15 protein-coding genes are annotated in these 12594 nt (G+C 70.4%); 2 read left to right on the top strand and 13 right to left on the bottom strand.

The window, feature by feature from the left end:
- Positions 1 to 1633 (top strand): S41 family peptidase (locus VGD44_RS08470; RefSeq protein ID WP_331085858.1); only part of this gene is annotated, 1633 nt, incomplete at its 5' end.
- Between the two features lie 26 nt (positions 1634 to 1659).
- Here VGD44_RS08470 and VGD44_RS08465 read toward each other — a convergent pair.
- The 3 genes from VGD44_RS08465 to VGD44_RS08455 form a co-directional block, all read right to left on the bottom strand.
- On the bottom strand, positions 1660 to 2364 hold the full coding sequence (locus tag VGD44_RS08465) for a glutathione S-transferase N-terminal domain-containing protein (RefSeq protein ID WP_331085857.1): 705 nt from the start codon (positions 2362 to 2364) through the stop codon (positions 1660 to 1662).
- A 74-nt stretch (positions 2365 to 2438) separates the two neighbouring features.
- Positions 2439 to 2873, bottom strand: coding sequence for a group III truncated hemoglobin (locus VGD44_RS08460; protein WP_331085855.1), 435 nt, complete (start codon positions 2871 to 2873; stop codon positions 2439 to 2441).
- Positions 2873 to 3565, bottom strand: coding sequence for an alternative oxidase (locus tag VGD44_RS08455; protein ID WP_331085853.1), 693 nt, complete (start codon positions 3563 to 3565; stop codon positions 2873 to 2875). The genes VGD44_RS08460 and VGD44_RS08455 overlap by 1 nt, the downstream gene beginning before the upstream one ends.
- 129 nt (positions 3566 to 3694) lie before the next feature.
- Here VGD44_RS08455 and VGD44_RS08450 point away from each other — a divergent pair, with 129 nt between their 5' ends.
- Positions 3695 to 4129, top strand: a complete 435-nt coding sequence (locus VGD44_RS08450) for a response regulator transcription factor (RefSeq protein ID WP_331085851.1) — start codon at positions 3695 to 3697, stop codon at positions 4127 to 4129.
- A 47-nt stretch (positions 4130 to 4176) separates the two neighbouring features.
- On the opposite strand, the gene VGD44_RS08445 is transcribed toward VGD44_RS08450, so the two are convergent.
- The 10 genes from VGD44_RS08445 to ccoO all read right to left on the bottom strand — a co-directional run.
- Entirely contained in the window at positions 4177 to 4512 is a 336-nt protein-coding gene (locus tag VGD44_RS08445) for a cytochrome c (RefSeq protein ID WP_331085849.1), read from the bottom strand.
- A 2-nt stretch (positions 4513 to 4514) separates the two neighbouring features.
- Positions 4515 to 4883: an STAS/SEC14 domain-containing protein gene (locus VGD44_RS08440; protein ID WP_331085847.1), complete on the bottom strand. Its 369-nt coding sequence runs from the start codon at positions 4881 to 4883 to the stop codon at positions 4515 to 4517.
- A gap of 227 nt (positions 4884 to 5110) precedes the next feature.
- Entirely contained in the window at positions 5111 to 6496 is a 1386-nt protein-coding gene (gene hemN, locus VGD44_RS08435) for an oxygen-independent coproporphyrinogen III oxidase (RefSeq protein WP_331085845.1), read from the bottom strand.
- Between the two features lie 44 nt (positions 6497 to 6540).
- Positions 6541 to 6696: a cbb3-type cytochrome oxidase assembly protein CcoS gene (ccoS, locus tag VGD44_RS08430; RefSeq protein ID WP_331085843.1), complete on the bottom strand. Its 156-nt coding sequence runs from the start codon at positions 6694 to 6696 to the stop codon at positions 6541 to 6543.
- Complete coding sequence (locus VGD44_RS08425; RefSeq protein WP_331085841.1) at positions 6684 to 8858, bottom strand: heavy metal translocating P-type ATPase; 2175 nt, start codon at positions 8856 to 8858, stop codon at positions 6684 to 6686. The genes ccoS and VGD44_RS08425 overlap by 13 nt, the downstream gene beginning before the upstream one ends.
- Positions 8849 to 9340, bottom strand: a complete 492-nt coding sequence (locus tag VGD44_RS08420) for a FixH family protein (protein WP_331085839.1) — start codon at positions 9338 to 9340, stop codon at positions 8849 to 8851. The genes VGD44_RS08425 and VGD44_RS08420 overlap by 10 nt, the downstream gene beginning before the upstream one ends.
- Positions 9337 to 10836, bottom strand: a complete 1500-nt coding sequence (gene ccoG, locus VGD44_RS08415; RefSeq protein WP_331085837.1) for a cytochrome c oxidase accessory protein CcoG — start codon at positions 10834 to 10836, stop codon at positions 9337 to 9339. The genes VGD44_RS08420 and ccoG overlap by 4 nt, the downstream gene beginning before the upstream one ends.
- Complete coding sequence (gene ccoP / locus VGD44_RS08410) at positions 10833 to 11768, bottom strand: cytochrome-c oxidase, cbb3-type subunit III (protein ID WP_331085834.1); 936 nt, start codon at positions 11766 to 11768, stop codon at positions 10833 to 10835. The genes ccoG and ccoP overlap by 4 nt, the downstream gene beginning before the upstream one ends.
- The gene (locus tag VGD44_RS08405) at positions 11761 to 11934 is read right to left on the bottom strand and encodes a cbb3-type cytochrome c oxidase subunit 3 (RefSeq protein WP_331085832.1); all 174 of its coding nucleotides are present in this window, start codon (positions 11932 to 11934) and stop codon (positions 11761 to 11763) included. The genes ccoP and VGD44_RS08405 overlap by 8 nt, the downstream gene beginning before the upstream one ends.
- Positions 11931 to 12594 (bottom strand): cytochrome-c oxidase, cbb3-type subunit II (ccoO, locus tag VGD44_RS08400; protein WP_331085830.1); only part of this gene is annotated, 664 nt, incomplete at its 5' end. The genes VGD44_RS08405 and ccoO, both read right to left, overlap by 4 nt.

The following is a 12594-nucleotide window of genomic DNA, read 5'->3' as shown; positions in this document are numbered from 1 at the left end:
CTTCCACTCGGTGCGCGATCTGCACACCAACTACCTGCTGCCGGCGCCATTCGCCGGCGTGCTGGCCTATCTGCCCTTCCGCGTCGAGGCCTGCATCGAGAACGGCAAGCGGGCCTATATCGTCGGCGGGGTCGCCACCGGCTTCAGCCACCCGACCTTCAAGCCGGGCGTCACCATCATCTACTGGAACGGGACGCCCATCGCCCGGGCCGTCGAACACGCCGCCGACCGGCACGCCGGCAGCAACCTCGAAGCCCGCCACTCGCGGGGGCTGGCCGGCCTGACGGCGCGGCCATTGATCATCGCCCCGCCGCCGGACGAGGAATGGGTGATCGTCCGCTACCGCACCCAGAGCGGCGCGAGCCATGAGCTGCGCTTCGACTGGCTGGTCACCGGGCTGCCGTCGGCCCCGGGCGGCGCCGGCGGGACCGGCGCGGCGCATCTCGAGGGCGTCGACCTCGAGACCCAACTGATCCAGGACGCCCGCCGACTGCTGTTCGCGCCCCAGACCGAGGGGCGCAGCGCGCGGATGGCCGAGGCGGCCGACCCCCTGTCGCTGGTCAGCGGCCTGGAGTCCACCATGCCGTCGGTGTTCGCGGCGCGCCAGGTCGCCACCAGCCACGGGACCTTCGGTCACATTCGGATCTGGACCTTCAGCGCCGACCCCGACGCCTTCGTGGCCGAGTTCATACGCCTCGCCGGCCTGTTGCCGCAGACCGGGCTGATCGTCGACGTGCGCGACAACGGGGGCGGCGTCATCCTGGCCGGCGAGCAGCTGCTTCAGGTGCTCACCCCGCGAGCCATCGAGCCGGAGCGGGTGCAGTTCATCAACACCCCGCTGACCCTGCGGCTCTGCGAGTTGCACCCCGGACCCGGCGGCATCGACCTGTCGCCGTGGCTGCCCTCGATCCGCCGCTCGGTGGAGACCGGCGCGGTGTACTCGGCCAGTCACCCGATCACCCCGCCGGAGCGGTGCAACGACATCGGCCAGCGGTACCAGGGGCCAGTCGTCCTGATCACCGACGCGCTCTGCTACAGCACGACCGACATCTTCGCCGCCGGCTTCCAGGACCATGGAATCGGCCCGATCCTGGGGGTCGACGGCAACACCGGCGCCGGCGGCGCGAACGTGTGGACGCATGGCCTGCTGGAGGACCTGTTCAGCCAGGGCTTTCCGCCGAAGCCCGTGCCGGATTCGCCGTTCAAGGCCCTGCCCAAGGGCGCGAACATGCGCGTCGCGATCCGCCGCACGCTGCGGGTCGGGCCCAATGCGGGCGCCGAGGTCGAGGACCTGGGCGTGACGCCGGATCATCGCCACCAGATGACCCGCGCCGACGTGCTGAACGGCAATGTCGACCTGATGGAGCGCGCCGCCAGCCTGCTGGCCGGTCAGCCGGTGTTCACGCTGGCCTTCACGGCCACACCCCAGCCGGGCGGCGCGCTGCAGGTGTCGGTCAGCTACGACCACCTCGACCGGCTGGACTTCTACGTCGACGGGCGACCGCAGGCGTCGAAGACGGTCGATCCGCAGGCGCACGCCGCCAACGTGGCCTTGCCGGTCACCGGCGCCGCGGTGCGGATCGACGGCTATCGGAACGGCGGGCTGGTCGCGTCCCGGCGCGAGCTGATCTGAGCGCCCGGTCGGCCACAGCGCGGGCGTCAACCCCGGCTGGGGATCGTCAGCCCGCGCTGGACGGCCGGCCGCGCCAGGCCGCGCTCCAGCCAGGCCGGCACATGGACCAGCTTGTCGAAATCGACCAGCTCGCGCGCCTCGTAGAAGCCGATCAGGTTGCGCACCCAGCCCAGCATCGAGACGTCGGCGATGGTGTAATCCTCGCCCATGATCCAGCTCCGGCCGGCCAGGCGTGTCTCAAGCACGCCCAGCAGCCGCCTGGATTCGTCGCGATATCGCTCAAGCGGGCGCTTGTCGGGGATCTCGCGGCCGGCGAACTTATGGAAGTAGCCGACCTGGCCGAACATCGGCCCGATCGAGGCCATCTGGAAGAACACCCACTGGATGGTCTCGTAGCGCCCGGCCGGATCGGCCGGCAACAGCTTGCCGGTCTTCTCGGCCAGATAGAGCAGGATCGCGCCGGACTCGAAGAGGCCGATCGGCGCCCCGTTCGGCCCGTCCGGGTCGATGATCGCCGGAATCTTGCCGTTCGGGTTCAGCGCCAGGTACTCGGGGGTCCAGGTCTCGTTGGCGCCGATGTCGATCAGGTGCGGCTCGTAAGGCAGCCCGATCTCCTCCAGCATGATCGACACCTTGACCCCATTGGGCGTCGGCAGGGAGTAGAGCTGCAACCGCTCAGGATGCTGGGCCGGCCACCGGGCCGTGATCGGAAACGCCGAAAGGTCGGACACGAGGGGGGACAGCTCCACTGCAGAAGGGGGGGCCGCATGTAGGGTCGGGTGGCCGACGCGGCAACTCGCGCGGGCTAATTTCCTGCGGACCCGCTCCGCCGAACCGGCGGCAGCTCGCCGCGGCTGGCGGCGATGCCGAACTGCAGGCTCTGGGCGATCATCTCCGCCTTGGCGGCGAACAGCGCCGCGGCCGGCGGCGGGCAGAGCTGCCGAGCGGTCTCGCCGAACAGGTCCAGCCAGCGGATGAAATGGCCGGGCCCGATCGCCTGCAGCCGGGTGTGGACCAGCATCGGCGAGCCCTTGAACCGCCCGGTCATCAGCAGCACCGACGACCAGAAGTCGCAGAGCTTGCCGAGGTGCTCGTCCCAATCCGAGATCGCGTCGTTGAAGATCGGACCCAGAACCGGATCCAGGCGCACACGTCGGTAGAAGGTGTGCACCTGGCGGCGGATCATCGCTTCGTCGATCCCGACGTGGACGCCAGGACCGGTGCGGGGCTTCGGGATCATCAGGCCGCTTCGCGCCAGTGCGGCTGCAGCTGTTCGTGCGGCCAGGCGGCCGGGACCAGCTTCGGTTCGGCGAGCCCCGCCAGCTCGTTGGCAAAGCCGTGGTTCACGTCGCGGTGGTGGGCCTCGTTGGCGCGGACCACCTCGACCACGTCGCGCAGGGTGGCGTCGATGGGCAGGCCCCAGTAGCGGATCGCGATCTCCGGGGCGGCGACATTGGCCGAGCGGCCCTCGTCGATCTCGGCGAGGTAGTGGGTGTAGCTGACCACCGCCTCCTCCTCGAAATAGCCGACGACGCGGTGCGCGGTCCTCGGCGAGGCGAGGTAGAGGCCGAAGAAGAACAGGTAGAACACCCACTGCGCGCCCACGACCACGAAGCGCTCGAACGCCGTGGGCTTGGCGACCTCGATGAAGGTCATCAGGTGCATGCGCTCGTTCTCGGCCTCGTCCATCAGGGTCTTGATCCAGCCGCGGTCGTCGCACATCCGGCGCAGGCACTTCAGGTGGTTCAAGGTCGCGCCCACCATACCAGGCACGGCTGCGACGGTTTCCAGCACCACGGCCCGATGGCCGTAGCGCTTGGCGAAGAAGGTGTCGGCGCAGAAGCGCAGCGCCTTGACGAAACCGTAGGCGATGCGGTCGGACGCGCCGCGCGGGCGGTGGCTGACGGCTAGGTCGACGACGGGAGCGGACATGGGGGAACTCTCACTCGGACTGGCCGCGCACGCCGCGGCCTCGTGGCGACCAGATACCGCCGGCGGCGGCCCGCCCGCCATTCGGGTCCGCTCCCTAGGTACCGGCACGGAGGTCCGGCGACCATCCGGTTGCGCGAGATCAAGGATGCCGGTCGCCGCCGGGGTGACCATTCAACTATGGACCAACCGCTAGCCCAGCCTTGCCGCATCTACGTCGTCGATGACGACTCCGCGGTTCGCCAAGCGCTCGCCTTCGCGCTCGACCTGGAGGGCTTCGACGTGGAGACCTTCGAATCCGGCGAGGCGCTGCTGCTGCGCGATCCGCCCGACGCGCCCGGATGCTTGGTGATCGACGAGCGCCTGCCCGGCATCACCGGCCTGGACACGCTTCGCCAGCTGCGCGCGCGGCAGGTTATGCTGCCTGCCGTCTTCGTCACCAGTCACCCCAAGCCGTCCTTCCGCGAGGCCGCGGCCCAGGCCGGGACGCCCATCGTCGAGAAGCCGCTCGAGGGTGAAACCCTGATCTCGGCGATCTATCGGGTGCTCGATCGCCGGACACCCTGACGTCTTGGCAGCGCTCACGTGCCGACGCCGTTGGCGATCCGGGCGCCTTACGACCTCTGCCGATCCTGGATCTCGTTCAGATAGAGGATGATCGAGCGAACATCGCGGGGTTCGAAGCGGAACGAGGGCATCGCCGGATGCCCCGTGAGGATTCCTTCCGCCAGCGCCTCCGCCAGGTTCTCCGGCTCATAGCGGCGGTGGAGTTCGCGCAGCGGTGGCGCGGCGGGGTGACGGCTGACCCCCGTCGCGCCCACCGCATGGCATCCGCCGCAGTGGCGCTTGACCAGTAGGCTTCCGCGGCGCGCCGAGGGCTCCTGCGCGGCGGCGCCGGTCGCCACGGCGACCAGGACAGCCGCAAACAGTGCGATATGCCCGACGCGCACGCTCAGACCTCCGAGACCCATTGCATGGCCTCCTCGCGGGCACCGGGGTCAAACACCCGGATTTCCACATGCGGCAGGATCGGATTGGCGATGCTGGCGGCGATTCGCATCCACTGCTTGCCTGAGATGACCGCCTCACGCGGGAAGCGCTTCAGTTCGAACAGCTTGGACAGGTCGTAGCGGAGATCCTTCCAGGCCGCCTCGGCCGTGAAATCCTCGAACAGCGTCAGGTCCAGGAGCACACCTATGCGTTCGTGCCGCGCGAGCCTGGCTTCCACCTCGGCGACGATGCGGTCGTAGTCCTCTCCGGTCAGCGTCCCGGAGATCGCGAAAGCTGCGACGTGATCGGGCGCCTGGAGAACCTCGAGCATCCGCAGCTCCTCTTCGGGATCGGGCGGCGACGCCGAGCCTAACGCTTCGCCGCGCCCAAGTCGTCGATGACACCGCGGAGCCATACCGCGCCCAGCACGACCATGAAGACCGCGTAGCCGGCGAGCACTAGGGTGAGGAACGGGGTGATGACCATCAAGAGCCTCCTGAAAAGCGTGGCCACCCTGCCTTGGCCCCTGCGGCGCCTCCTTGACCGCGATCAAGGCGATCAGATCGCCTTCGAATGCCGCGCGACCTCTGGCTTGAAGTGGGTGTCGAAGCAGGCGCAGACCGATCGGACCACGAGCCGGCCCGCGTCCACGACCTCGACCCGCCCGCCATCGATCCGGACCAGTCCGTCCTCGACGAATGGGGCCAGCCGCTCGATCGCCTCCGAGAGCTCGCGAGGGTCGCGGTCGTGACGTACGCAGACGTCGGCGAGGTCCACGGCCAGGTCGCACATCAGGCGTTCGATGATCTCGCCGCGGAAGCGATCGTCGCTCGTCAGCACCACGCCGCGGGCGACCGGCAGCTGGTCCGTCTGGACGGCGACGCGCCAGCCGAGTTCCTGCGCCACGTTCTGCACGTAGCCCTGCGGCAGGCGGCCGATCGCCGAGGCGCCCAGGCCCAGCAGGGTGTCGGCGGCGTCGGTCGTGTAGCCCTGGAAGTTGCGATGCAGCCGACCCTCCGTAAGCGCGACGGCCATCTCGTCGTCGGCGCGGGCGAAGTGATCGAGGCCGATGCGCACATAGCCCGCATCGATCAGGCGCTCGGCGGCCGCCTCAGCCTGGTCGAGCCGCGCGGCGGGGCCCGGCAGGGCCTTCTCGTCGATCAGCTTCTGATGCGCCTTCATCCAGGGAACATGCGCATAGCCGAACAGGGCGATCCGCTCGGGCGCGAGCCGCAGAACGGCGTCCACGGTGGCCAGGGTGTTCGCCCTGGTTTGATGCGGCAGGCCGTACATGAGGTCGAGATTGATCGACCGGACCTGGACGTCACGCAGCCACTCGACCGCAGCCGCCACCTGCTCGAAGGTCTCGGTGCGGTTCACCGCCGCCTGGACCACGAGGTCCAGGTTCTGGACGCCGAGGCTGGCGCGGTTGAGGCCGTGCCTGGCGGCGGCCCAGACCCAGTCGCGGCTCAGGACTGCGGGATCGAGCTCGGCCGCCACCTCCAGGTCGGGCGCCAGGTCGAAGGCGTCGCCAAGACCGCCGAAGATCGCCGCCAACTCTTCGGCGGAGAGCATGTTGGGGGTGCCGCCGCCGAGGTGGATGGCGCGCGCCGGGAGCCGGCGGCCGATCGCCTGCGCCAGGAAGCCCATCTCGGTCAGCAGCAGCTGGACATACTCCCCGATCGGCTCGTGGCGGTTCACCGCGCGGGTGTTGCAGCCGCAGTACCAGCAGAGCCGGGCGCAGAAGGGCACGTGGACGTAGAGCGAAACCGGATCGTGCGCAGGCAGCTCGGCCAGCCAGCCGCGGTAGACCGCCTCATCGACCTCCGGGCCGAACTGCAGGGCGGTGGGGTAGCTGGTGTAGCGCGGCGCGCGGCCGTCGTAGCGGGCGACGAGATCGGCGAGCTGGCGGGCGTGCGGAGTGGCGAGGGTATCGACGGTCATGCGGGCTTGATCGCGCGTCATCCGCGCAGCGCCCATGATGCAGATCAAGTCGGCCGGTCTTCCGGATCGTCGACCAGGATGCGCGCCGCGTCGCCCGCGGGGTCGTCGTACTGGCCATCGCGCAGCGTCCACCAGAAGGCGGCCACGGCCATCAGGCCAAGAGCCAGCGAGAACGGGGCAAGGAACATCACGATGTCCATCGGCGGGCTCCCGTGCGCAGGGCGTTGAGGGTGACGACCAGCGACGAACTCGACATGGCGATCGCCGCCACGAACGGATTGACCAGTCCCAGCATGGCCGCCGGACCGGCGATCAGGTTGTAGAGCGCGGCCAGGGCGAAGTTCTCCAGCGCGCGCCGCCGCGCGCTGCGGGCCACGTCGATGGCCTCCACGACCGCGGCGAGTCCGTCGCCGGAGAAGACCAGGTCGGCAGCGTTCTGGCTGGCCTCGAGCGCGGTGCCGGGCGCCATCGCGGCGTGGGCCTTGGCGAGCGCGGCGGCATCGTTCAACCCGTCGCCCACCATCAGCACCTTGCGGCCTGCGGCGGCCAGTTCGTCGATGCGGGCCGCCTTCCCCTCGGGCGTGCAGGCCGCTCGCCAACTAGACACTTCGGCGGCCGCGGCGGCTCGCGAGACGGGCCCCGCCAGGTCGCCCGAGAGGATCTCGACCGACAGGCCGCGGGCGTTGAGGGCGGCCACCACGTCGCTCGCGTCGTCGCGCATGGCGTCGGCGAAGGCGAAGCGGATTCGCATGTCGCCCTCGTAGCCGAACCACAGCTCGGTCTCGGATCCGTGGCTCTCGACGCCCAGGAAGCCGGCCTTGCCCAGCCGGCAGCGACGGCCACCGACAACACCCTCGACGCCCTGACCGGGAACCTCTGTCACGTCCTCGGCCAGGGCGCCCTCGCCGGCGGCTTCGGCGAGCGCTCGGGCGAGTGGGTGACGCGAGGCGCGCGCCAGCGGCGCGGCCATCGCGACGGCGGCAGGGGCCGTGTCCCTGAGCCGCGGCCGGCCGAGGGTCAGCACGCCCGTCTTGTCGAACACCACATGATCCACCTCGGCCAGCCGCTCGAGCGCGGCGCCGGACTTCACCAGCACGCCGCGGCGGAAGAGGCGCGCCGAGGCGGTGATCTGCACGGCCGGCACGGCCAGGCCGAGCGCACAAGGGCAGGTGACGATCAATACGGCCACGGCGCGGATCAGCGCCTCGCGCGCGTCGACCCCAAGGCCCCAGGCGCCGATGAAGGTCATCAACGCCACCGTGTGGACGACGGGCACGTAGACGGCGGCGGCCTTGTCGGCGAGGCGCACGTAGCGCGACTTCGACTGTGCGCCGAGCTCAATCAAGCGTGCGATGGCGGCGAGCGCGGAATCCTCGGACCGCGCGGTGGCCCGCAGGCGCAGGACGCCCGACAGGTTCAGGGCCCCGGCGCGGCAGACCTGGCCGGCGCCCACCGCCACCGGGGCGGTTTCGCCGGTGAGCAGGCTGGTGTCGAGTTCCGAAGCGCCCTGGACCACCTCGCCGTCGACCGGCAGGCGCTCGCCGGGCCGCACCAGCAGGAGGTCGCCGGGCGACACTCGGCTGAGCGGTATCGCGGTCAGCGCTTCATCTCGTCCGACCAGCGTGACCGTCGGAGCCTGCAGCGCCAGGAGGTCGGCGGCGGCGCTGGACGCGCGCGCGCGCAGCCGGTGCTCCAGCCAGCGGCCGATGAGCAGCAGGAACAGGAGTGAGACCGCCGCGTCGAAATAGACGTCGCGGCCGCGCAGCACGGTTTCTGAGAAGCTGATCGCGAGCGTCAGCAGGACGCCGATCGAGATCGGAACGTCCATGTTGGCGCGTCGCGCCCTGAGCGAGCGCCAGGCCGAGCGGAAGAACGGCATGCCGGCATAGAGGGCGCACGGCGCGCCCACGATTCCCGAGAACCACATCATGAGCGTGCGGGTGGCGGGGCCCAGCTCCTGGCCGAACAGGCCGGCCCAGATCGGCACCGAGAACATCATGGTGTTCATGACGCCGAAGCCGGCGACGGCCAGGGCCATGATCAGCTGGCGGCCCTCGCGCTCGTGGGCGTCGCGGGCCAGGGCCGGGTCGTACGGCGTGGCGGGATAGCCGAGGTGGTCGAGGGCGGCGATCACATCGCCCGGATCGGCGGCGGCCGAGGCGAACTCCACTGTCAGCCGCTTCTGGGTGAGGTTGACCCGGGCCGCCGTAACGCCGGGCAGGCCCCCGACCGCCCGCTCCACCTTGCCGAGGCAGCCGGCGCAGCGGACGTCCGGCACGAGGAGGTCCAGGCTCGCGCGCCCGTTCGCCCCGCGCCGCAGGAAGGCGGCGAAGTCGGCGCCGCCCTCGTAGGTCAGGGCCATGTGAGCCTCCGCTCGGCCAGGAAGCCGCCGCCCGAAGCGCCCTGCGCCTCGGCGGTCAGGTCCCAGGCGCCGGCGATCCGGCCCGTCGTCGCGACGTAGCGGCCAGGCGCCGTCTCCGTGAAGTGCAGGTCGATCCGGCCGGCCTCGGTCGCGGGACGCTGCAGGCGGCCCGTCATAGTCAGACGCGGCAGCGGGCGACCCTCGCGGTCGCGGAACACCAGGACCACCTGACCCGGCTCCGCGCCGGCCGACGCGCGCCAGCCCAGCCGCTCCTGCGCCTGGAGCCGGGCGATGCGGCGGTTGTAGAGCAGCCCGTCCTCGTAGGGGGTCACCGACACCTGGCCGGGGAAGGTCCGCAGCGCCAGCACGGTGAAGGTTGCGTCCACCGCGATCACGACCGCGAAGAAGGCGCTCACGCCCGCCAGGACGTGCCAGCCCTTTATCCGGAAGCCCGCGCGCGCGGACGAATCGACGGCGCTCATCGCAGGCTCTCCGATCCGGTGAAGTAGGTGGTCCGGGCCGTCGCCGACCCAGCGGTGCTGCGGATGGCGAAGACGGCCGGGATGCTCTCAGGCGCGCCTTCCACAGGGTCGGCGGTGACGAAGACGCGGACTGCGCGAACCTCGTTGGCGGGGATGGTGGCGCGGACGGGACCGCCCGACGCCTCGCCAGGGCTCCGCAGCCGCGCACCCTCGACGCCGCGGAAGCCGACCTCCACGGTCACCGGCTCGAAGGTTCGATTGGCGACCTTCAGCGTGTAGCCGTTGCGCACCGCCCCGTCGTGGAGCCGCACGAAGGTGGGGCTGCGGTCGCGCAGCACGTGCAGGTCCATGGTGGCGCGGGTCAGCAAACCCCAGCCCACGAGGGCCGAGACCGCGACGAGCGCCACGGCGTAGTAGATCGTGCGCGGCCGCAGCAGCTTGTAGACCGGCGCCTGGCCCGCGGCGCGCGCCGCGACGGCCGCGTCGGTGTCGTAGGCGATCAGGTCCCGCGGCCGGCCCACCCGGTCCATGATCTCGTCGCAGGCGTCGATGCAGAGGCCGCAGTTGATGCACTCGAGTTGCGCCCCGTTGCGGATGTCGATGCCCATCGGACAGGCCACCACGCAGGCGCTGCAGTCGATGCAGTCCCCGCGGCCTTCCCAGCTCTGTCCCTTCTTGTGCGGACCCCGCGTCTCGCCGCGGTCGCGCCGGTAGGTGACCTGCAGCGAATGGTTGTCGAGCATCGCCCCCTGGATGCGCGGCCAGGGGCACATATAGGTGCAGACCTGCTCGCGCATGTGGCCGGCGAAGATGTAGGTCGTGGCGGTCAGCAGGGCGCACGAGACGTAGGAGGCCAGAGGCGCCTGGCCGGTCCAGAACTCAGGCAGCAGCGTGGGCGCGTCGCGGAAGTAGAAGATCCAGGCGCCGCCCGTGCCGAAGGCGACGCCCAGCCAGACCAGATGCTTGCCGCCCTTGCGCCACAGCTTGTCGAAGCTCCACGGCGCCGCCGCCAGCCGCATGCGGGCGTTGCGGTCGCCCTCGAACATCCGCTCGATGTAGATGTAGAGGTCGGTCCAGACCGTCTGCGGGCAGGCGTAGCCGCACCACAGCCGGCCGAACAGCGCCGTCACCAGGAACAGCGCCAGGGCCGCGATCACCAGCAGGCCGGTGATGAAGTGCACCTCCTGCGGCCACAGCTGAATGCCGAAGAAGTAGAACCGCCGTCCGAAGAAATCGACGAGCACGGCCTGGTCCGGCAACGCCCCCGGCCGCTCCCAGCGGATCCACGGCGTCACGTAGTAGATGGTGAGCGTCAGGATCAGCAGCGCCCACTTGATCCGCCGCCAGCGGCCGTGGACCAGCTTTGGGTAGATGGGGACGCGCGGCTGGTAGAGCCCGCCGGTTCCCTTGGCCTTCTCACGCACGCGCCCCGCGGCGGACTTCGGCGCCTGTCGCTCCGCCGCCGTGGTGCCGACCGTGTTGATGACCGTGGTCATCGGCCCGCGGCCCCCGTGACGATGCTCTCGCCCTGCCGCCGAACCGCCGCGGTGAGGGGCTCGGCCTCGCCGCCCGCGTTGGCGTGGATATAGACGGCCAGCGCCTTGAGGGTCTCAGGCGAGAACCGCGCCTCCCACGTCGGCATGACGCCGTTGCGCCCGTTCCAGATCTGGTCGCGGATCGCCGTCCGGTCCGAGCCGAACAGCCACTCGGCATCCGTCAGGTTCGGCACGCCGCGGCCGATGTCGCCGGTCCCGGCGGATCCGTGGCAGGCCGAGCATTGGTCGGCGTAGGTCTGCCGCGCGCGGCCCACAGCCGCGGCGTCGGCTTTGCGGCCCGACAGCGCCATGACGTACTCGGTCAGGTCCGAGACCTGCGCGTCGTTCAGCATCTGGTCGCGGCCGAAAGCGGGCATGACGGTCTCGCCGCGCGCCTGCGCATGGCCCGAACGGACGCCCACCTGGATGGTGTGGCGGATCTCGTCCAGGGAGCCGCCCCACAGCCAGACATCGTCGCGAAGGTTGGGATAGCCCTTCGCGCCCGCGCCGCCCGCGCCGTGGCAGGTGGCGCAGTTGTCGCCGAAGACCGACTGGCCCACCTGCATGGCGTAGGCCTGCAGCTCCGGGTCGCCTTCGATCTGCTGGAGCGTGGCCGTGCGCAACCGGCCTTCGCCCGCCCGCCGCTGCTCAGCCAGGTCACCCAGCTCGCGGACCACGGCGGCGCGGTCGGACAGGCCGAGCACGCCCTTGGTGTAGCCGCTGATCCCCGGCCAGGCCGGCATCAGGATCCAGTAGACGAAGGCCCAGAGGATCGAACCGTACCAGACCCACAGCCACCAGCGCGGCAGCGGGGTGTCCAGCTCCTTGATGCCGTCCCACTCGTGGCCCGTGGTCTCGGTGCCGGAGTGCTCGTCGCGTTCGCGCTCAGACATGGTCGATCTCGTCGTCTTCGAGGGGAAGCTGGGCGAGGCGCTTGAACGCCTCCTTGTGGCGGGGCCAGAGCGCGTAGGTCAGGCCGCCGGCGAAGATCAGGCCGAAGTAGATCGTGCCGCCCTGCTGGGCGAACGTCGCCACGGCCTCGTAGGTCAGGCCGCTCATCGCAGGTTCTCCGGGTCTTCCGCCTTGTAGGTGCGGAAATCGACCATGGTGCCGAGCACCTGGAGGTAGGCGACAAGCGCGTCCATCTCGGTCAGCCGCGACGGGTCGCCGTCGAAGTCCCGCTGGACCACCTTGGCGCCGTAGCGCGTCTTCAGGTCGGACTGCTCGCCGGCGAACGGATCGACCTGGGTCTCCAGGTCTTCGCGGGCGTTGGCGATCTGGGCCTTGCTGTAGGGCACGCCCACGGTCTTGAGCGCGGTCAGGTGCTTCTGGACGGCCCGGTAGTCGAGCTCCCTCTCGGCCAGGAAGGCGTAGGGCGGCATGTTCGACTCGGGCACCACCGAGCGCGGATTCTTCAGATGGTCCACGTGCCAGTTGTCGGAGTACTTGCCGCCCACCCGCGCGAGGTCAGGCCCGGTTCGCTTGGAGCCCCACTGGAAGGGGTGGTCGTACATGCTCTCGGCCGCCAGGCTGTAGTGGCCGTAGCGTTCCACCTCGTCGCGCAGCGGGCGGATCATTTGCGAGTGGCAGACGTAGCAGCCCTCGCGGACGTAGATGTCGCGGCCGGCCTGCTCGAGCGGCGTGTAGGGACGGACGCCCTCCACCTTCTCGATCGTGCTCTCCAGGTAGAAGAGCGGGCTGATCTCCACGAGGCCGCCG

The organism is Phenylobacterium sp., from assembly GCF_036402295.1.
Taxonomy (GTDB): Bacteria; Pseudomonadota; Alphaproteobacteria; order Caulobacterales; family Caulobacteraceae; genus Phenylobacterium.
The sequence above is the reverse complement of the archived record's forward strand: the minus strand, read 5'-3'. Positions and strand labels throughout refer to the sequence as shown.

What these genes read in the sequence shown, in the direction of transcription:
- VGD44_RS08425 (WP_331085841.1), bottom strand. Translation starts at nt 8,858, where the DNA reads ATGGCCCTGACCTACGAGGGCGGCGCCGACTTCGCCGCCTTCCTGCGG.
- ccoS (WP_331085843.1), bottom strand. Translation starts at nt 6,696, where the DNA reads ATGGACATCGTGATGTTCCTTGCCCCGTTCTCGCTGGCTCTTGGCCTG.
- VGD44_RS08440 (WP_331085847.1), bottom strand. Translation starts at nt 4,883, where the DNA reads ATGCTCGAGGTTCTCCAGGCGCCCGATCACGTCGCAGCTTTCGCGATC.
- hemN (WP_331085845.1), bottom strand. Translation starts at nt 6,496, where the DNA reads ATGACCGTCGATACCCTCGCCACTCCGCACGCCCGCCAGCTCGCCGAT.
- ccoG (WP_331085837.1), bottom strand. Translation starts at nt 10,836, where the DNA reads ATGACCACGGTCATCAACACGGTCGGCACCACGGCGGCGGAGCGACAG.
- VGD44_RS08405 (WP_331085832.1), bottom strand. Translation starts at nt 11,934, where the DNA reads ATGAGCGGCCTGACCTACGAGGCCGTGGCGACGTTCGCCCAGCAGGGC.
- VGD44_RS08420 (WP_331085839.1), bottom strand. Translation starts at nt 9,340, where the DNA reads ATGAGCGCCGTCGATTCGTCCGCGCGCGCGGGCTTCCGGATAAAGGGC.
- VGD44_RS08460 (WP_331085855.1), bottom strand. Translation starts at nt 2,873, where the DNA reads ATGATCCCGAAGCCCCGCACCGGTCCTGGCGTCCACGTCGGGATCGAC.
- VGD44_RS08455 (WP_331085853.1), bottom strand. Translation starts at nt 3,565, where the DNA reads ATGTCCGCTCCCGTCGTCGACCTAGCCGTCAGCCACCGCCCGCGCGGC.
- ccoP (WP_331085834.1), bottom strand. Translation starts at nt 11,768, where the DNA reads ATGTCTGAGCGCGAACGCGACGAGCACTCCGGCACCGAGACCACGGGC.